General features: G+C 72.9%; 13 protein-coding genes. 5 read left to right on the plus strand and 8 right to left on the minus strand.

Going from position 1 to position 19126, the window contains the following annotated elements; genetic code table 11:
• Window positions 1-19: 19 nt before the first annotated feature.
• Window positions 20-1132, plus strand: coding sequence for a hypothetical protein (locus ACZ6RC_RS10495; protein ID WP_469580702.1), 1113 nt, complete (start codon window positions 20-22; stop codon window positions 1130-1132).
• A gap of 23 nt (window positions 1133-1155) precedes the next feature.
• On the opposite strand, the gene ACZ6RC_RS10500 is transcribed toward ACZ6RC_RS10495, so the two are convergent.
• From ACZ6RC_RS10500 to ACZ6RC_RS10510, 3 genes are all read right to left on the minus strand, one after another.
• A complete protein-coding gene (locus tag ACZ6RC_RS10500) occupies window positions 1156-1767 on the minus strand; it encodes a helix-turn-helix domain-containing protein (protein WP_469580849.1) in 612 nt (203 codons plus the stop codon).
• A gap of 273 nt (window positions 1768-2040) precedes the next feature.
• A complete protein-coding gene (locus ACZ6RC_RS10505) occupies window positions 2041-2742 on the minus strand; it encodes a response regulator (protein ID WP_469580704.1) in 702 nt (233 codons plus the stop codon).
• The gene (locus tag ACZ6RC_RS10510; protein ID WP_469580706.1) at window positions 2739-4523 is read right to left on the minus strand and encodes a sensor histidine kinase; all 1785 of its coding nucleotides are present in this window, start codon (window positions 4521-4523) and stop codon (window positions 2739-2741) included. The genes ACZ6RC_RS10505 and ACZ6RC_RS10510 overlap by 4 nt, the downstream gene beginning before the upstream one ends.
• A gap of 224 nt (window positions 4524-4747) precedes the next feature.
• On the opposite strand from ACZ6RC_RS10510, the gene ACZ6RC_RS10515 reads away from it, so the two are divergent.
• Window positions 4748-6106: a cation:dicarboxylate symporter family transporter gene (locus ACZ6RC_RS10515; RefSeq protein WP_391139107.1), complete on the plus strand. Its 1359-nt coding sequence runs from the start codon at window positions 4748-4750 to the stop codon at window positions 6104-6106.
• Window positions 6107-6323: 217 nt separating this feature from the next.
• On the opposite strand, the gene ACZ6RC_RS10520 is transcribed toward ACZ6RC_RS10515, so the two are convergent.
• Window positions 6324-7781 carry a glycoside hydrolase family 16 protein gene (locus ACZ6RC_RS10520; protein WP_391139105.1) on the minus strand — a complete coding sequence of 486 codons (1458 nt, stop codon included), beginning with the start codon at window positions 7779-7781 and terminating at the stop codon, window positions 6324-6326.
• 276 nt (window positions 7782-8057) lie between these two features.
• Here ACZ6RC_RS10520 and ACZ6RC_RS10525 point away from each other — a divergent pair, with 276 nt between their 5' ends.
• The 3 genes from ACZ6RC_RS10525 (at window position 8058) to ACZ6RC_RS10535 (ending at window position 11189) form a co-directional block, all read left to right on the plus strand.
• Entirely contained in the window at window positions 8058-8450 is a 393-nt protein-coding gene (locus ACZ6RC_RS10525; protein WP_453613889.1) for a MerR family transcriptional regulator, read from the plus strand.
• Window positions 8451-8454: 4 nt separating this feature from the next.
• On the plus strand, window positions 8455-8790 hold the full coding sequence (locus tag ACZ6RC_RS10530) for a thioredoxin family protein (RefSeq protein ID WP_453613892.1): 336 nt from the start codon (window positions 8455-8457) through the stop codon (window positions 8788-8790).
• 179 nt (window positions 8791-8969) lie between these two features.
• A complete protein-coding gene (locus tag ACZ6RC_RS10535) occupies window positions 8970-11189 on the plus strand; it encodes a HelD family protein (RefSeq protein ID WP_469580852.1) in 2220 nt (739 codons plus the stop codon).
• Window positions 11190-11193: 4 nt separating this feature from the next.
• Here ACZ6RC_RS10535 and glgB read toward each other — a convergent pair whose 3' ends face one another.
• The 4 genes from glgB to ACZ6RC_RS10555 form a co-directional block, all read right to left on the minus strand.
• Window positions 11194-13539 (minus strand): 1,4-alpha-glucan branching enzyme, encoded by a 2346-nt coding sequence (gene glgB / locus ACZ6RC_RS10540; RefSeq protein ID WP_469580712.1) that lies wholly within the window; start codon window positions 13537-13539, stop codon window positions 11194-11196.
• Between the two features lie 286 nt (window positions 13540-13825).
• On the minus strand, window positions 13826-15175 hold the full coding sequence (locus ACZ6RC_RS10545; RefSeq protein ID WP_469580715.1) for a maltokinase N-terminal cap-like domain-containing protein: 1350 nt from the start codon (window positions 15173-15175) through the stop codon (window positions 13826-13828).
• A 240-nt stretch (window positions 15176-15415) separates the two neighbouring features.
• Window positions 15416-17143, minus strand: coding sequence for a maltose alpha-D-glucosyltransferase (gene treS, locus ACZ6RC_RS10550; protein ID WP_391139096.1), 1728 nt, complete (start codon window positions 17141-17143; stop codon window positions 15416-15418).
• Window positions 17140-19125, minus strand: a complete 1986-nt coding sequence (locus ACZ6RC_RS10555; protein ID WP_453613903.1) for an alpha-1,4-glucan--maltose-1-phosphate maltosyltransferase — start codon at window positions 19123-19125, stop codon at window positions 17140-17142. Before ACZ6RC_RS10555 ends, treS begins: the two co-directional genes overlap by 4 nt.
• Between the last annotated feature and the right edge of the window lies 1 nt (window position 19126).

Below are 19126 nucleotides of genomic sequence, written 5' to 3' on the forward strand. Positions count from 1 at the left end.
GAGGGGCGGGGTACGTCGCATGACCGAGGGGGACACCGGCGGGCGGAGAGCGCCCGACCCGCGGACGGCCGGCGACCCCGCCGCCTTCATCGCCCTGCTCCAGGAGCTCAAGGACCGGTCCGGACTCACGTACCGCGAGCTGTCGTCCCGCGCGGAGGCACAGGGCGACGTGCTGCCTCGCTCGACGGTGGCGAACATGCTGGCCCGTACGACGCTCCCCCGCGAGGAGCTGCTCACCTCCTTCGTCCGCGCCTGCGGAGTCGGAGCGGGGGAGCTGGAGGGCTGGCAGGCCGTCCGCACGGAACTGGCGGCACGGGGGGCGTACGACACCGGACCCGCGACCCCGTCCGGTACCTCGGCCGAGGCGAACGAGGAACCCGAGGCGAACGAGGAACCCGACGCCGACGAGGAAGCCGACGCCGACGACGAACCCGACGCCGACGAGGAAGCCGGCGAGCGGGGGCCCGGCTCGGCGGAGGCGGTGGACACCACCTGGCCCTCGGGCCCCGCCCCCGCACCCGAGCCGTCCGCCCCTGAGCCGCCCCGGTGGCGCATAGGGCGGACCCTCGTCACGGTCGTGGCCGTCGCGGGGCTCGTCCTCGCCGCCCTCAGCCTGGTGCTCACCGTCGTCCGGGACGACGGCGGGACGGGCCCGCGGCGGCTGACGGCCCCGGCGGAGGGGGAGATACGGATACGGGTGATCGGCTCGGACCTGTGCCTGAACGAGCGGCGGGGCAGCAGGAACGGACAGGTCCACCAGGTCCCCTGCGAGGACGCGGTCGTCCCCCTCTACTCCCTGAAGAACCGGGGCGGCCACTGGCAGATCCTCTCGGACCACCCGGACTACGGCCCCGGCTGCTCGGGCATCCCGTCCGGCGGGCGCATCCCGGACGCGCCCCTGGAGGACTCGGAGTGCGGCGATCCGGCCCGTCTGGAGTCCTTCGCCGTGGAACCCTTCGGCACTCCGGTCACCGGCTACCGCATCCGCCCCGAGGGCTCCGCGACCCGCGACGTCTGCGTGACGGTCGTCGGCGACCGCACGGCCGCCTGGGCCCGCCTGGCCCAGGCACCCTGCCGGCCGGACGCGGCGGGCCAGCTCTTCAGCTTCGACCGCCGCGCGGACACGACGTAAATCGTGCCGTGCGCACCCTCACGCTACGAGACGCCGGCCGCCGCCCAGAAGTGGTCCACGATCCCGTCGAGGAACTCCCGGCCCGAGGCGCCGCTGTCGCCCGAGGCGCCCCAGCTGCTCGTCGCCGCCATCCTGGCGTGGTAGTCGGTGTGCAGCCGCTGGAGGGCGGACTCCAGGACCCGCTTGGGCAGCGGCAGCATCTTCACGGCCGGGCGGACGTACGCCTGCCAGCGGGTCGTCGCCGCGTCCCGCAGCAGCTCGGCGAGGTCGGAGTCCCGGCCGGTCGCGGTCAGCAGCGCGCGCGGCCCGAGGCCGAGGGTCTCGGCGAGGGCGGCGGTCTGCCGTTCGTTGCCGCGCCAGCGGCCCGACTCCTCCATCCGGAGGTACGCCTGGGCCTCCAGGCCGACGCGCCGGGCCAGCTCGTCGGCGGCGAGGCCGCGGGCCATCCGGTGCTCGCGAAGGGTGGTGGCGGCGGCGAGGAGTTCGACGGGGGCGCACCAGAGGACCCCGGCCAGCGCGGTCAGCTCGTGCGAGGTCGGGGCGAGGCGGCCGCGTTCCCAGGCGACGACGGTCTCGGGGGAGACGGCGAGGCCGTACTGGGCGCTCAGACCGTAGGCGACATGGCCGGGCGCCATGCCGAGACCCTCGCGCAGGCGGCGGGCCGCGGCGGCGTTGAACGGAGGAGGAGGCGGGGAGGCTTGCACGCCGACACCGTAGATGCGGAACGTGAGCAGTGGCTACGGTGCGTTCACCCAAGGCCAGAAGTCGTAGAAACGTGGGAACCCGCGGGTAACCGCCCGGACCGGGCATGCGGGGCGCGCCCCGGCTCGGGAGGCGGTTCCACGCGCGTGGCGCGGCCGCCGACCCCAGGACCGTAGATCATCGCGCCCGCGGACCGCAAGGGTGCCTCACGGTCCCCGTCGGGTCGTGGTGATCCAGCGGTACTGCAGCTCCGGCCTGCCGATCTGCCCGTACTGCGGGGCCCGCGCCGCCCGCCCCTCGGTCACCAGGTGTTCCAGATAGCGCCGCGCGGTGATCCGCGAGATCCCGACGGCGGCCCCCGCCTCCGCGGCGGTCAGCCCCTCCGGGGCGTCCCGCAGGGCGCGGGTGACGGACTCCAGGGTCGGGGCGCTGAGCCCCTTGGGGAGCGCGGCGGGCCGCGGGGTGCGGAGGGTGGCGAGCGCCCGGTCCACCTCGTCCTGCCCCGACGCCTCCCCGGCCGCGGCCCGGAACTCGGCGTACCGCGTGAGCCGGTCCCGCAGGGTCGCGAAGGTGAACGGTTTCAGCACGTACTGCACGACGCCCAGCGACACCCCTTCGCGCACGATCGCGAGATCGCGTGCGGAGGTCACGGCGATGACGTCGGCAGAGTGCCCGCCGGCGCGCAGCGCGCGCAGGAGCTGGAGGCCGTGGCCGTCGGGGAGGTAGAGGTCGAGCAGCAGCAGATCGACCGGTGTCCGCTCCAGCAGCCGCACGGCGGCGGCCCGGGAGTGCGCGACCCCGGTGACGACGAACCCCGGCACGCGCCCGGCGTAGAGGGCGTGCGCGTCCGCGGCGACGGGGTCGTCCTCGACGACCAGCACCCGGATGGGCGGCTCGGGCTTGCTCACGCGGTCACCTCCGTGGCGGCGGTCCGCGTCCGCCGGTCCAGCGGCAGCCGTACGGTGAACTCCGCCCCGCCGTCCGGGGAGCCGCCCAGGCGCACCGTCCCGGACGCGCGGGCCGCGGCCTGCCGGACCAGGGCGAGGCCGAGACCCCGGCCGGAGCCCTGGGTGGACCAGCCCCGCTCGAAGACCGCGTCCCGGTCCTCCTCCGGGATCCCGCGCCCGGAGTCGCCGACCCGGATCAGCAGCTCCCCGCCGCACGCCCGGGCGGTCACGGTGACCCGCGGCCGGCCACCCGAACCGCCCTGCGCGCCGGTGTCATCGGACCCGCCCTGCGCCTGCGCGTCACCCTGCGCACCGGTGTCACCGAGCCCGCCCCGCACTCCCGCACCAGCGGCATCCCGCGGCTCGCCCTGCTCACCGCCGCCGCCCTGGCCGCCCGCGCCCCCCGCCCCGCCCGGGGCCGCGCTCGCCGCCTCGACCGCGTTGTCGATCAGGTTGCCGAGGATCGTGACCAGGTCCCGGGACGGGATCTCCGGGGGCAGCAGCCCGTCGTCGATGCGGCTGTCCTCGGTCAGCACCAGCTCCACCCCCCGCTCGTTGGCCTGGGCCGCCTTGCCGAGGAGCAGGGCCGCCAGGACCGGTTCGCCGACCGCGTCGACCACCCGGTCGGTCAGCGCCTGCGCCAGCTCCAGCTCGGCCGTCGCGAAGTCGACGGCCTCGTCGACCCGGCCGAGTTCGATCAGCGAGACGACCGTGTGGAGCCGGTTCGCCGCCTCGTGGGCCTGGGCGCGCAGCGCCTGGGTGAAGCCCCGCTCGGAGGACAACTCGCCCGACAGCGCCTGTAGTTCCGTACGGTCCCGGAGCGTGACGACCGTGCCGCGCCGCTCCCCGCCCACCACCGGCCGGGTGTTCACGACGAGGACCCGGTCCGCCGTGAGGTGCGGCTCGTCGACCCGGGGCTCCGAGGCGAGCAGCGCACCGGTGAGCGGCAGCGGCAGCCCCAGCTCCGTCGCCGGGGTGCCCACCACCTCGGCGTCGAGGGACAGCAGCTGCCGGGCGCCGTCGTTGATCAGAGCGATCCGCCGCTGCCCGTCCAGCATCACGAGACCCTCGCTCACCGCGTGCAGCGCGGCCTCGTGGTAGTCGTGCATCCGGCTCAGCTCGGCCGCGTTCATCCCGTGCGTGTGCCGCCGCAGCCGGGCGTTGATCACGTACGTACCCGCGCCGCCCAGGGCCAGCGCCGCGCCGGCCATGCCCAGCAGGGCCGTGACCTGCTCCCGTACCTGCTCGCTGATCGTGTCGATGGTGATGCCCGCGCTGACCAGCGCCACCACCCGGCCGTGGTCGCGCACCGGCGTGATCGTGCGGACCGAGGGGCCGAGGACGCCCTGGTGCGTCTCCGAGAGGGTCCCGCCCCGGGCGGCCTCCTCGATGTGACCGAGGTAGGTGTGGCCGATCTGGCCCGGCTCGGGGTGGGTCCAGCGGGTCCCGTCGGGGGCCATGATCACCACGAAGGCGACGCCGGTGCGGTGCCGTACCGATTCCGCGTACGGCTGGAGCAGCGCCGTCGGGGCCGCCGACCGGGCCGCCGCCGCCACCGTGGGGGACTCGGCGACCGACAACGCGGTCGCCGCGGACTGCCGGCGCGCGGTCTCCTCGGCCTGGGCGCGGTCGGTGACGTACGCGAAGACGGCGCACCCGGCCACGATCGCCGCCACCAGCACGACCTGCATCGCGAAGAGCTGGCCGGCGAGGCTGCGGGGCCGGGGGAGACGGAGGCGCATGCGGGCCAGTGTGCCTGGGCGCGGGGGGTGCGGCGGAATCCCGTTCCCGAATCGTTCTCCGGCGCGGGCGGGCGCCGACGCGGACCCGGACCCGACCCGCGCGGTCGGCCCGCGGGCGCCGGGCGTGAACGAAAGGAACGCAAGGGTGACCCCGGTCACAGGCTGATGGATAGTCGCGGGGATCCACCGGGACGTGGACACACCCCCAGCACGAGGAGGACCCCGTGGCCGCACGACGGGACCGTACCCATTACCTGTATCTCGCAGTCATCGCGGCAGTGGTGCTCGGCATCGCCGTCGGCTTCCTGGCCCCGGGAGTCGCCGTCGAGCTGAAGCCGCTCGGCACCGGCTTCGTGAACCTGATCAAGATGATGATCTCGCCGATCATCTTCTGCACGATCGTCCTCGGCGTCGGCTCGGTCAGGAAGGCGGCGAAGGTCGGCGCCGTCGGCGGCCTCGCGCTCGGGTACTTCGTCGTGATGTCGACCGTCGCCCTCGCCATCGGCCTGGTCGTCGGCAACCTCCTGGAGCCCGGCTCGGGGCTGCACCTCACCAAGGAGGTCGCCGAGGCGGGCGCCAAGCAGGCGGACGGGGCGCACGAGTCCACGGTGGACTTCCTGCTCGGCATCATCCCCACGACGCTGGTCTCCGCCTTCACCGAGGGCGAGGTCCTCCAGACCCTCCTCGTCGCCCTCCTCGCGGGCTTCGCGCTCCAGGCGATGGGCAGGGCCGGGGAGCCGGTGCTGCGCGGCATCGGGCACATCCAGCGGCTGGTCTTCCGCATCCTCGCCATGATCATGTGGGTCGCGCCGATCGGCGCGTTCGGCGCGATCGCGGCCGTGGTCGGCGCGACCGGCGTCGACGCCCTGAAGTCGCTCGCCGTCATCATGATCGGCTTCTACGTGACCTGCGCCCTCTTCGTCTTCGTGGTGCTCGGCGCGATCCTGCGGCTCGTCGCCGGGGTCAACATCCTGTCGCTCCTGAAGTACCTCGGCCGGGAGTTCCTGCTGATCCTCTCCACCTCGTCGTCCGAGTCGGCGCTGCCGCGGCTCATCGCGAAGATGGAGCACCTGGGCGTCAGCAAGCCGGTCGTCGGCATCACCGTGCCCACCGGCTACTCCTTCAACCTGGACGGCACCGCGATCTATCTGACGATGGCCTCCCTCTTCGTCGCCGAGGCCATGGGCAACCCCCTCTCGGTCGCCGAGCAGATCTCCCTCCTCGTCTTCATGGTCATCGCCTCGAAGGGCGCGGCGGGCGTGACCGGCGCCGGCCTCGCCACCCTCGCGGGCGGACTGCAGTCGCACCGCCCCGACCTGGTCGACGGCGTCGGCCTGATCGTCGGCATCGACCGCTTCATGAGTGAGGCCCGCGCGCTGACGAACTTCGCCGGCAACGCGGTCGCGACGGTGCTGGTCGGCACCTGGACCAAGGAGATCGACCGCGAGCGGGTCACCGAGGTCCTGGCGGGGCGGGTCCCCTTCGACGAGAAGACCCTGGTCGACGACCACGCGCCCGCCTCCTCGGAGATGCCGGACCAGCGCGCCGAGGGAGGCGGGGAGAAGGTCCGCGCGGGCGTCTGACCGTGTCCGGCGGCGGCGCAAACCGCCGCCGCGCTGCCCCGCCCGGCCGCCCCCGGCCGCTCTCCCGGTCGGGCGCGGACACGAACGGGACGACCCCGGCCGCCCTCCCGGCCGGGGTCGTCCCTCCGCGTACGGTCCCGCTCCACGGTCCCGCCTTCTCGGCCCCGCCCCCTGTGCGGGGCCGAGAGGAGGCCGCCGGGCGGCCCCGCGCCCGGCGTCAGCCGAAGGGGATGCGGACCACCGAGCGGTCGCCGGTGCCGAGGGTGCTCGGGCCGTTCCCGATCGCGTTCCAGACCTCGACCCTGACCCGGCCGCCGACCAGGTCCCCGTGACTGCCGGTCGCCGTCTTCAGGCCCCGCGCCTGGGTGTAGTGCTCGAAGCCCGGCACGGGATCGGTGGCGAAGTACTGGTACGTCTCGGTCCGCTCCCAGCTGCCGTCGCCGGTCCGGTCGTAACTCACCCGCACCTGCTGCCCGTTGGCGATCACCGATCCGGCGTCGACGAACAGGTCGAACTGGGTGGAGCCGCCGTTGTACGCCCGGGTCAGCGGGCCCGAGGTGAAGACCTGGGGGCTGTGCGGGGCCCCGTCGTGGTTGCCGCCGCCCGCCGAGGCCAGGGAGACCGTCGACGCGGCCGCAGCGTCACCGGCGCCCCCGCCCGTCCGCAGGTAGAGCTGCGAGGAGCCGGAGGGCGGCGGGGTCGTCGGCGGCGGGGTGGTGGGCGGGGGAGTGGTCGAGCCGCCCCGCGTCCACACGGCGACGTAGTCGACCAGCATGGGCCGGCCGGGGACGGTCGCGGCCGTCGGCGTCTTCCCGGCCAGCGCGTCCGGGAACGCCCCGCCCATGGCCACGTTCAGCAGGATGAAGTACCCGGCGTGGCTGGTCATGTCCGCCCATGCCTGGGCGCCCACCCGGGTCTCGTTCACGCTGTGGAAGAGCTGGTCGTCGACGTACCAGCGCAGCTCGTTGGGGGTGACGGAGCGGTCCCACTCGAAGCGGTACGTGTGGAACGCGGACTGGCAGCTCGCGCCGGGGCAGACCCGGCTGGCCCCGATGCCGGTCGTCTCGCCGCACGGGCCGCCCGGGTTCACCCCGCAGTGCAGCACGCCCCAGACGGAGTTGACGCCGTTGACGTTCTCCATGATGTCGAACTCGCCGATGGCCGGCCAGTTCCAGTAGTTGCCCCGGTAGGGGGCGCCGAGCGCCCAGAACGCCGGCCAGTAGCCGAGCGCCGCGTCCCCGGTGACGTTCGGCATCTGGATCCGGCCCTCGATGCGCAGGGTGCCGCCGGCGGGCGCCTTGAAGTCGGCCCGCTTGGTCTCGATGCGGGCGGAGGTCCAGTTCCCCGCGCCGTCCTTGAGCGGGGTGATCCGGAGGTTGCCGGTGCCGTCGAGCCGCAGGTTGTCCGGGCTCGCGGTGTAGTTCTGGATCTCTCCGGTGCCCCAGTTGCCGGGGCCGCCGGGATAGCCGTGACCGGTGTCGATCTGCCAGTCGGCGCCGTTGGGCAGCGCGCGGTCGGGGCCGTTGAAGTCGTCGCTCCACTGGAGCGACCAGCCCGGCGCCGGGGGCACGGCGCCACTGGCGGCGCCGGCCCCGCCGAGGCCGAGCAGGGCCCCCGCGGCGAGGGCGGCGGCGAGGAGTGAGGCGAGCAGGGGAGTGCGTCTGACGCGGCTCAAAGGGAACACCTCCGGGGCGATGGTGCGCGGGGTGTGCGGGGGTTGAGAGCGCTCTCAGACAGCTTTTGTAGTTGGAGACAACGGCCCCGTCAATGGGTCGGGTGCGTTCGGCCCCTGAACACGCCCGGCCGGCTCCCCTCCGCGCGCCTCCGCCTCGCCGACGACGGCGCCCCTCCGGGCGGCGTCCCGTGGCACTCCCCGTCCCCGCGAGCGTCTGACGCCGGCCGCCCCCGCCCCCTTGCCTTGACGCGGGCGTCAAGGCCTACGTTCGGGGACATGCGAATCGGCGAGCTGGCCGAGCGGGCCGGGACGACCACGCGGACTCTGCGGTACTACGAGTCCCGTGGCCTCCTGGCCGCCCGGCGTACGGAGAACGGCTACCGCACCTACGACGAGGACGACCTCCGTCTGCTCCGGCAGATCCGGACCCTGCAGGACGTCGGGTTCGAGCTGGAGGAGACGCGGCCGTTCGTGGAGTGCCTGCGGGCGGGGCATCCGGCGGGCGACGCGTGCCCGGCCTCGCTCGACGTGTACCGGCGCAAGCTCGCCGAGCTGGACGCGCTCGTCGCCCAGTTGCGAGCGGCGCGGGCACAGGTCGCCGCCCAGCTGCTGCGGGCCGAGGCGGAGCTGCCCGCCGGTCCGGAACCCACCTGCGAACTCGGAGGATGACGACATGGTGCACGTACGGGGAGTCGACGCGGTCACGGACGCGGACTTCGACGCGGAGGTGCTGGGGTCGGGGCCGCCGGTCCTGGTGCAGTTCACGGCCGACTGGTGCGGTCCGTGCCGTCAGCTGGCGCCGGTGCTCGCAGCCCTGGCCGAGGAGGAGGCGGACCGGCTGCGGATCGTCACGCTGGACGTGGACCGGAATCCGGAGACCACCCTGCGGTACGGCGTGCTGGCGACGCCGACCCTGCTGGTCTTCCGGGACGGCGCGCCGCTGATGTCGATGGTGGGGGCCCGCCCGAAGCGCCGGCTCCTCCAGGAGCTGGAGGGCGTTCTGGCCTGAGCTTCTCTCCCTGGCGCACAAAAAGACCCCGACTAGAATGGAAGTCGGGGTTCACTTTCGCGTATATTCATGGATTCCGTGTCCGTCATTGGCGTCCGCATATCGTCTGCGGATAAGGCCACGGAGAAGTTCAATAAACGCACTGTATCGCGCCAGGAGTCGAATTGTCAACCGAGCAAATGCGGAATGAACAGCAATTCATCACGGAGCTCTACGCGCGACTCGACGACCTGAGGGACCAGGCCGAGGCCGCCGTCGACCAGGCGCTGCGCACCCCCGGGGTGGGCAGCAGCCAGGGCCGCCTGGAGCGGGACGTGAGGGTCGCCGAACAGTCCGGGCTGCTCGCGGCCTTCAACGCCGGGGAGAGGGGCCTTTGTTTCGGCCGGCTCGTCTTCCAGGACGGGCGCGACCACCACATCGGCCGGATCGGCATCCGCCGGGACGACCCGCACCGCACCCCGCTCGTCGTCGACTGGCGCGCCGAGGCCGCCCGCCCCTTCTACCTCGCCACCGGCCACACCCCGATGGGGCTCAGCCGCCGCCGGCACATCACCACCCAGGGCCGCCGGGTGACCGCTCTGCACGACGAGGTCCTCGACCTCGCCGACGCCACCCGCACCGGCCACGAGAACCGCGACGCCGACGAGGTCCTGCTCGCCGCGCTCGACGCCGCGCGCACCGGACGCATGCACGACATCGTGCAGACGATCCAGGCCGAGCAGGACCGCATCATCCGCTCCCCGCACCGGGGCGTCCTCGTCGTCGAGGGCGGCCCCGGCACCGGCAAGACCGCCGTCGCCCTGCACCGCGCCGCGTACCTCCTCTACGCGCACCGCGAGCAGCTCGCCAAGCGGGCCGTCCTGATCGTCGGCCCCAACCCCGCCTTCCTCGGCTACATCGGCAACGTCCTGCCCTCGCTCGGCGAGACCGGCGTCCTCCTCGCCACGCCCGGCGAGCTCTACCCCGGCGTCCGCGCCACCGGCACGGACACCCCGCGCGCCGCCGCGGTCAAGGGCGACGCCGCCATGGCCGAGGCGCTCGCCGCCGCGGTACGGGACCGTCAGCAGGTCCCCGACCGGGGGACGCCCCTCGTCGTGCCGCACGACGACGGAGACCTGGCCATCGACTGGGACATGGCCCTCGAAGCCCGCCACAAGGCCCGCGAGACCCGCCTGCCCCACAACCTCGCCCGGCCGTACTTCGTCTTCCACCTCCTCGACGCGCTCGCCGCGCAGCTCGCCGACCACATCGGCGCCGACCCCTACGGCGGCCCCAACTTCCTTGGCGCCGACGACCTCGCCCTGCTCGCCAAGGGCGTCGCCGCCAACCCCGAGGTCCATGCCGCCATCGACACCCTCTGGCCGCCGCTCACCCCGGAAGGCTTCCTCGCCGACTACCTCGCCGAGCCCACGCACCTGTCCGACGCAGACGCCGACGCCATCCGCCGCGACGGCGGACCGTGGACCGCGGGCGACGTGCCCCTGCTCGACGAGGCCGCCGAACTCCTGGGCCACGACGACGCGGCCGCCCGCGCCGCCGAGGAGGCCGAACGGCAGAAGCAGATCCAGTACGCCCAGGGCGTCCTCGACGTCTCGTTCGCCTCGCGCACCTACGAGTTCGAGGACAAGGAGGAGCAGGACAAGGACGCCTCCGAGGTCCTCTCCGCGCACGACATCATCGACGCCGAGCGGTTCGCCGAACGCCACGAGGAGGCCGACCACCGCAGCGCCGCCGAGCGCGCCGCCGCCGACCGCACCTGGACCTTCGGCCACATCATCGTCGACGAGGCGCAGGAACTGTCCGCCATGACCTGGCGGCTGCTGATGCGCCGCACCCCCACCCGCTCCATGACCCTGGTCGGCGACCCGGCGCAGACCGGCGACGCGGCCGGCGTCGGCTCGTGGGAGAGGATCCTCGCGCCCTACGTCGAGGACCGCTGGGACCTCGTCCGGCTGGGGGTCAACTACCGCACCCCCGCGGAGATCATGGCGGTCGCCGCCGAGGTCCGGCGCGAGGCCGACCCCGGCTTCGAACCGCCCCGCTCGGTCCGCTCCACGGGCGTCGAACCCTGGGAGCGGACGGTGTCCGACCCGGTGAAGGAGACCGCCGACGCGGTCGCCGCCGAGCTGCGCACCGAGGGCCGCCTCGCGGTGATCGCCCCGCCGGAGCTGCACCCGGCGCTCACGGACGCGCTCCCCGAGGCCTCGCACGGCCCGGCCCCCGACCTGACCCGGCCCGTGGTCCTGCTCGACCCCCGGCAGGCCAAGGGTCTGGAGTTCGACACGGTCCTCGTCGTCGACCCGGACGCCATCCGGGCCGGCGCCACGCACGGCACCAACGACCTGTACGTGGCGCTGACCCGGGCCACTCAGCGACTGGGCGTGATCCGGGCGGAGTGAACCGTCACGCCGGACGCAGCCACACCGTCGCCAGCGGCGGCAGCGTCATCCGCACGCTCGCCGGACGGCCGTGGGACGGCACCGACTCGGTCTTCACCGGGTCGGTGCACTCCACGCCGCTGCCGCCGTACCGCGTCGCGTCCGTGTTGAGCACCTCCGACCAGGCCGCCACCGACTCGGGGACACCGAGCCGGAAGTCCTGCCGTACCACCGGCGAGAAGTTGCAGACCGCCAGCAGCGGCGAGCCCTCGGCGTCGTAGCGGAGGAAGGCGAAGACGTTGTCCTCGGCCGCGTCCCCCACCACCCACTGGAAGCCCTCCGGGGAGGTGTCCCGCTCCCACAGCGCCGGCGTCCGGCCGTACACCGTGTTCAGATCGCGCACCAGGTCCCGCACGCCACGGTGGTCCGCCTCCGCGCCGTACGACGGGTCGAGCAGCCACCAGTCCGGCCCGTGCTCCGCCGACCACTCCGCGCCCTGGGCGAACTCCTGCCCCATGAACAGGAGTTGCTTGCCCGGGTGGGACCACATGAAGCCGAGGTAGGCACGGTGGTTGGCGCGCTGCTGCCACCAGTCGCCGGGCATCTTGGAGACCAGCGCCTGCTTGCCGTGCACCACCTCGTCGTGCGAGATCGGCAGGATGTAGTTCTCGCTGTACGCGTACACCATCGAGAAGGTCATCTCGTTGTGGTGGTACTTGCGGTGCACCGGCTCCTTCGACACGTAGCCGAGCGAGTCGTGCATCCAGCCCATGTTCCACTTCATGCCGAAGCCCAGACCGCCGAAGCCGCCGGGGCCGACCTGGTCCGTCGCCCGGGTCACGCCGTCCCAGGCGGTGGACTCCTCGGCGAGGGTGATGACCCCCGGGCACCGCCGGTACACCGTCGCGTTCATCTCCTGGAGGAAGGCGACCGCGTCCAGGTTCTCCCGCCCGCCGAACTCGTTCGGCAGCCACTCGCCGTGCTCACGGGAGTAGTCGAGGTAGAGCATCGAGGCCACCGCGTCCACCCGCAGGCCGTCGATGTGGTACTCCTCGCACCAGTACACCGCGTTGGCCACCAGGAAGTTCCGCACCTCCTTGCGGCCGTAGTCGAACTCCAGCGTCCCCCAGTCCGGGTGCGCCGAGCGCCGCGGGTCCTCGTGCTCGTACAGCGGCCGGCCGTCGAACTCCGCGAGCGCCCAGTCGTCGCGCGGGAAGTGCGCCGGGACCCAGTCCATCAGGACGCCGATCCCGGCCCGGTGCAGGGACTCCACGAGGTACTTGAAGTCGTCGGGGGTGCCCATCCGGGCCGTCGGGGCGTAGAAGCCGGTGACCTGGTAGCCCCACGAGCCGCTGAAGGGGTGCTCGGCGACGGCCATGAACTCCACGTGCGTGAAGCCGAGGTCGCGGACGTACGCGGGGAGCTGCTCGGCCAGCTGCCGGTAGGTGAGCCCGGGACGCCAGGACGGCAGGTGCAGTTCGTAGACCGAGAAGGGCGCCTCGTGGTGCGGCCGGGCGCCGCGGCTCGCCATCCACTCCGCGTCGTCCCAGGTGTGGTGCGAGTCCGTCACGACGGAGGCGGTGTTCGGCGGGCACTCGGTGCGGCGGGCCATCGGGTCGGCCCGCAGGGTGTGGGAGCCGTCGGGCCGGGCGATGTCGAACTTGTACACCGCGCCCTCGCCGACGCCGGGCACGAACAGCTCCCAGACACCGGTCGCGCCGAGGGAGCGCATCGGCAGCGCCGTCCCGTCCCAGTGGGTGAAGTCGCCGGTGACCCGCACCCCGCGCGCGTTCGGCGCCCAGACCGTGAACCGGGTCCCGGACACGCCCTGGTGGGTCAGGGGGCGGGCGCCGAGCGCCTTCCACAGCTCCTCGTGCCGTCCCTCGCCGATCAGGTGCAGATCGAGGTCCCCGAGGGACGGCAGGAAGCGGTAGGGATCCTGCACGACCAGCTCGTCGCCGTCGTACCGCACCCGCAGCTCGTACTCCGGGATTTTGCGCAGCAGCGGCAGCAGCCCCGAGAAGAGCCCGTCGCCGTCGTCGTGCAGCGCGACCCGCTTCCCCTTGGCGACCACCGTGACCTCACGGGCGTACGGGCGCAGCACCCGGATCGCCACGCCGCCGCGCACGGGGTGGGCGCCGAGCAGGGCGTGCGGGTCGTGGTGCTCCCCGGCGAGCAGCCGGGCCCGGTCCTCCGCGCCGAGCGGCGGCGCCTTGCGCACGCCGCGGTCTCCTCCGGCCTCCGCGCGGGGCGCCGGCGTCTTGGCCGCGGCCGGCGGCGTGACCTTCGGCGCGACCTTGGTGGTGGTCTTCGCCGAGGGCACTTCGTCGGTCGTGGTGCGGGCCGTCTTGCGTGCGGATCGGGCGGTCACGGGGTTGCCTCCTGGGGCGAGTCGGAAGGGGAGGGGAGCGGGGACGTGCGGGGGCCACGGGGGGACGGCGACGCCCACGCAACCGCAACGCGGCCCGTCCCGCGCAGGACACTCGGCCGAACGGGTAGCGGGCGCGCGGGCATGGCCGCCGGGGTGCGCGGCCCGGTCGGACGCCTGTCCTCATGGTGCGGCGCGTCGGGGGACGACCGCGCCCGGAAGGCCGCCGTCCGTGTCCGCCCCGGCCCGGGGGCCGGTGGGCCCCCGGGGCACGGAGCGGGCCGGGCCGTCACTCCGCTCCCGCCAGGCGGTGGATCGCCGCCATCGGGACCGGGAGCCAGTCCGGGCGGTGGCGGGCCTCGTAGACGACTTCGTAGACGGCCTTGTCGGTCTCGTAGGCGCGCAGCAGCGCCGGGTCGGAACGGGGGTCCGTGCCGGAGACCTCGGCGTAGCCCGCGCAGTAGGCGTCGCGGCAGCGGGCCGCCCACGCGGCGTTCCAGGGGCGGTGGGTCCGGGCCGCGTAGTCGAAGGAGCGGAGCATGCCCGCCACGTCCCGTACGGCCGGCTGCGGACGGCACCGCTCGGCGAGCGGCTTCGCGGGCTCCCCCTCGAAGTCGATCACCGCCCAGCCGTCGTCCGCGGCCCGGAGGGTCTGCCCCAGGTGCAGGTCGCCGTGGATCCGCTGCAGCCGGCCCTCCGCCGCCGTGTCGCCCGCGGCCGCGAAGACGGCCCGCAGACCGGGGACGTACGGCAGCAGCGCCGGGACGGCCTGCGCCGCCGCGTGCAGGCGCTGGTCCATCGCCGCGGTCAGGTCATCCGTCTCGGACTTCCGCAGCCGCTCGGTCGGCAGCGCCGTCGCCAGTGCCAGGTGCACCTCCGCCGTGGCGCGGCCGAGCGCGTGCGCCTCGGTGGTGAACTCCCGCCCCAGCGCCAGCGCGTCGAGCGCGAGCCGCCAGCCGTCCCGCGAGTCCCGCAGGAACGGCTGGAGTACGCCGAGGGTGCCGGCCCCCGACTCGAACCAGGCGACCGGCGCGGGCACCCGCGCACAGCCCTCCCTGGCCAGTGCCAGGGGCAGCTCCAGATCCGGATTGGTGCCGGGGCTGACCCGGCGGAAGATCTTCAGGATGTACGTTTCGCCGTACACGAGCGAGGAGTTGGACTGCTCGGCGTCGAGGACGCGGGGGGCGAGCGAGGGGGGCAGCTCGGTGGTCCGGTGGAACCGGAGCGGCCCGATCCGGCCCGGGGTGCGCAGGCGTTCGTAGAGCAGCCCGGCGAGCCGCGGGTCGCGCAGCCCTTCGTAGACGGCCCGCCCGGCCAGGGGTCCCTGGCGGATCCGCCCGATCAGGGCGGGGGCGAGGCGCGGCGGCAGTTGTGACCTGACGCCGAGGAGCAGTTGGTAGCAGTCGGCGGGTGAACCCGCCGGGCGGGCCGGTTGTTCGACCCGTACCAGCAGATGCAGCAGCCCGGGTCCCGTGCCGTCCAGCGGCAGCAGCTCGGTGGCCGCTTCCAGCGTGAATCCGGTGACCCGCCTTCCCTTGCCCGCGAACCAGCGCTGCCGGGGCAGCCATTCATGGAGCAGGGGAGCGAGTGACGGGAGGAGGGCGGCCGGGGCCCGGGTGGTGGATGCGGTCTCCGGCATGGCATCGCGTCCTTTCCCCGGGGGGCGCAGAATCGAGTTCAAATGCGCAGAGTGTCCCGGATGGCGGCTTCGGCTGTCCGGATGTGCGGGACGTGTCGGGAGGGAAGATCCGTATGGGCCCGACAAGAAGGCCCGTATGGACCTGAATCCCCCCCGAGGGGCTGAGGGGTGTGTGGGTCACAGTGCCCCGGGAGGCGCGGCGGAAACCCGCTTTACCCGGGGCACTTGACCGGATTTCCGTCAATCGCGCGGAGAACGCGCCTTCTTCAGCCGGAACCAGTAGAAGCCGTGCCCCGCGAGGGTCAGCAGGTACGGCCACTGGCCGATCGCCGGGAACCGCACCTGGCCGATCAGCTCCACCGGGCTCATCCCGGCGAACCGGCGCAGGTCCAGTTCGGTCGGCTGCGCGAACCGCGAGAAGTTGTTCACGCAGAGCACGAGGTCGGCGTCCATCCCCTCCTCGGGGGCGGACTCCCGCAGGAAGGCGAGCACGGCCGGGTTGGACGAGGGGAGTTCGGTGTACGAGCCGAGTCCGAACGCCCGGTTCTGCTTACGGATCTCGATCATCCGCTTCGTCCAGTGGAGCAGCGAGGACGGGGAGGCCATGCCCGCCTCGACATTGGTGACCTGATAGCCGTAGACCGGGTCCATGATGGCCGGAAGTGACAGCCGGCCGGGGTCGCAGGAGGAGAATCCCGCGTTCCGGTCGGGCGTCCACTGCATCGGGGTGCGGACCCCGTCCCGGTCGCCGAGCCAGATGTTGTCGCCCATCCCGATCTCGTCGCCGTAGTACAGCACCGGCGAACCGGGCAGCGAGAAGAGCAGGGCGGTGAACAGCTCCATCTGGTTGCGGTCGTTCTCGAGGAGCGGGGCGAGCCGCCGCCGGATGCCGATGTTGGCCCGCATCCGGGGATCCTTGGCGTACTCCGCGTACATGTAGTCGCGCTCTTCGTCGGTGACCATCTCGAGCGTCAGCTCGTCGTGGTTGCGCAGGAAGATGCCCCACTGGCAGCCGTCCGGGATCGCCGGGGTCTTGGCCAGGATCTCCGACACCGGGGTGCGCGACTCGCGCCGTACCGCCATGAAGATCCGCGGCATCACCGGGAAGTGGAACGCCATGTGGCACTCGTCGCCGCCCGAGGGGAAGTCGCCGAAGTAGTCGACCACGTCCTCCGGCCACTGGTTCGCCTCGGCGAGCAGCACCGTGTCGGGGTAGTGGTCGTCGATCTCCTTGCGGACCCGCTTCAGGAAGGTGTGCGTCGCGGGGAGGTTCTCGCAGTTCGTGCCCTCCTGCTGGTACAGGTACGGCACGGCGTCGAGGCGGAAGCCGTCGATGCCCAGGTCGAGCCAGAACTTCAGCGCGGAGAGGATCTCCTCCTGGACCGCCGGGTTCTCGTAGTTGAGGTCCGGCTGGTGCGAGAAGAACCGATGCCAGTAGTACTGCTTGCGGACCGGGTCGAAGGTCCAGTTGGACGTCTCGGTGTCGACGAAGATGATCCGGGCGTCCGGGTACTGCTTGTCGTCGTCGGCCCAGACGTAGTAGTCGCCGTACGGCCCGTCGGGATCGGTGCGGGACTCCTGGAACCACGGGTGCTGGTCGCTCGTGTGGTTCATGACGAAGTCGATGATCACCCGCATCCCGCGCTGGTGCGCCGCGTCCACGAACTCCACGAAGTCCGCGAGGTCGCCGAACTCCGGGAGCACGGAGGTGTAGTCGGCGACGTCGTAGCCGCCGTCCCGCAGCGGCGACTTGAAGAACGGCGGCAGCCAGAGGCAGTCGACGCCCAGCCACTGCAGATAGTCCAGCCTGCTGGTGATGCCCTTGAGGTCGCCTACGCCGTCGCCGTTGCTGTCCTGGAAGGACCGCACGAGCACTTCGTAGAAGACGGCCCTTTTGAACCAGTCCGGGTCACGGTCCTTTGCGGGCGTGTCCTCGAAGGTGTCGGGGACGGGTTCGTTGACAGTCATGAGGTGGGTGACCCTCCGATCGACGGGGACGGTCGCAGAGCGAGGACGTGCGCGGGCCTGACGCCCGGCTCGAGGCGCACATAGTTGGCTCTGCCCCAGTGATAGGTCTCGCCGGTGAGCTCGTCGCGCACCGGTACGGTCTCGTGCCAGTCGAGGCCGAGTTCCGGCATGTTCAACGAGACCGTGGCCTCCTGGGTGTGGTGCGGGTCGAGGTTGGCGACCACCAGAACGGTGTTCGAACCCGACCGCTTGCTGTAGGCGATCACCCGGTCGTTGTCCGTCGTGTGGAAGGTGAGGTTCCGCAGGCGGCGCAGAGCCGGGTGGCGGCGCCTGATCCGGTTGAGCGTGGTGATCAGCGGAGCGATCGACGCTCCCGCGCGCTCCGCCGACTCCCAGTCGCGCGGCCGGAGTTGGTACTTCTCCGAGTCGAGGTACTCCTCGCTGCCGTCGCGCAGGGCGGTGCCCTCGCACAGCTCGTACCCGGCGTACATGCCCCAGGAGGGCGACAGGGTCGCCGCGAGCACCGCGCGCACCTCGAAGGCCGGCCGGCCCCCCGTCTGGAGGTAGGCGTGCAGGATGTCGGGGGTGTTGACGAAGAAGTTCGGCCGCATGGAGGCGGCCACGTCGCCGGACAGCTCGGTGAGGTACTCCGTCAGCTCCTGCTTGGTGTTGCGCCAGGTGAAGTACGTGTACGACTGCTGGAAGCCGACAGCGCCCAGCGTGCGCATCATCGCGGGCCGGGTGAACGCCTCCGCCAGGAAGATCACGTCCGGGTCGGCCCGGTTGATCTCGCCGATCACCCGCTCCCAGAAGACGACCGGCTTGGTGTGCGGGTTGTCGACGCGGAAGATCCGCACCCCGTGGTCCATCCAGTGCCGCAGCACCCGCACCGTCTCCGCGACGATGCCGTCCATGTCCCGGTCGAAGGCGATCGGATAGATGTCCTGGTACTTCTTCGGCGGGTTCTCGGCGTACGCGATCGAACCGTCCGGCCGGTGGTGGAACCACTCCGGGTGCTTCTCCACCCACGGGTGGTCGGGGGAGCACTGCAGGGCGAAGTCCAGCGCGATCTCCAGACGCAGCTCCCGGGCCCGGGTCACGAAGGCGTCGAAGTCCTCGATCGTCCCCAGATCCGGGTGGACCGCGTCGTGGCCGCCCTCCGGCGAGCCGATCGCCCACGGCACGCCCACGTCGCCCGGGCTCGCCGAAAGCGAGTTGTTGGGGCCCTTGCGGTGGGTGGTGCCGATGGGGTGGATGGGCGGGAGGTAGACGACGTCGAAGCCCATCGCCGCGATCGCCGGCAGCCGGTCCGCCGCCGTACGGAACGTCCCCGGGACGGTCCGGCCGCGGACCTTCCGCACGCCCTCCGAACGCGGGAAGAACTCGTACCACGAGCCGTACAGCGCCCGCTCCCGCTCCACCTGGAGCGGCAACGCGGGGGAGGCGCTGACCAGTTCGCGCAGCGGATGGCGGTCCAGGGCCTCGGTCACCTGCGGCGCCAGCGCTGCCGCGAGCCGCGCGGACGCCGAACGGGACTCGTCGCGCAGCGCGTCCACGGCCGCGAGGACGGCCTCGCGTCCCCCGCCCTTCTTCGGCACCCCCTTCGCGGCGCGCTCGTGCAGCTCGGCGCCCTCGGCGAGCACCAGCTCCGTGTCCATCCCGGCCGGGATCTTGATCGTGGCGTGGTGGCGCCAGGTGGCCACCGGGTCGCTCCAGGCCTCGACCGTGTAGGTCCACAGGCCCTCGGCGTCCGGGGTGACCTCGGCGCCCCAGCGGTCCGTGCCGGGTGCGAGTTCGCGCATCGGGGTCCACGGCCCGGGGCGGCCGGACGGACCGCGCAGCACGACATTGGCGGCGACCGCGTCGTGGCCTTCGCGGAAGACGGTCGCCGTGACCTCGAAGGTCTCCCCGGCCACCGCCTTCGCGGGCCGGCGGCCACAGTCGACCAGCGGGCGGACGTCCAGTACGGGAATACGTCCCATG

Source organism: Streptomyces sp. NPDC048353 (assembly GCF_055587165.1).

Bases quoted from the DNA above. Each gene is read 5' to 3' on its own strand.
- ACZ6RC_RS10495 (WP_469580702.1), top strand. From the start codon at position 20: ATGACCGAGGGGGACACCGGCGGGCGGAGAGCGCCCGACCCGCGGACG.
- ACZ6RC_RS10500 (WP_469580849.1), bottom strand. From the start codon at position 1,767: ATGGCGCCCGGCCATGTCGCCTACGGTCTGAGCGCCCAGTACGGCCTC.
- ACZ6RC_RS10510 (WP_469580706.1), bottom strand. From the start codon at position 4,523: ATGCGCCTCCGTCTCCCCCGGCCCCGCAGCCTCGCCGGCCAGCTCTTC.
- ACZ6RC_RS10525 (WP_453613889.1), top strand. From the start codon at position 8,058: ATGCGAATCGGCGAGCTGGCCGAGCGGGCCGGGACGACCACGCGGACT.
- ACZ6RC_RS10530 (WP_453613892.1), top strand. From the start codon at position 8,455: ATGGTGCACGTACGGGGAGTCGACGCGGTCACGGACGCGGACTTCGAC.
- ACZ6RC_RS10535 (WP_469580852.1), top strand. From the start codon at position 8,970: ATGCGGAATGAACAGCAATTCATCACGGAGCTCTACGCGCGACTCGAC.
- ACZ6RC_RS10545 (WP_469580715.1), bottom strand. From the start codon at position 15,175: ATGCCGGAGACCGCATCCACCACCCGGGCCCCGGCCGCCCTCCTCCCG.
- treS (WP_391139096.1), bottom strand. From the start codon at position 17,143: ATGACTGTCAACGAACCCGTCCCCGACACCTTCGAGGACACGCCCGCA.
- ACZ6RC_RS10555 (WP_453613903.1), bottom strand. From the start codon at position 19,125: ATGGGACGTATTCCCGTACTGGACGTCCGCCCGCTGGTCGACTGTGGC.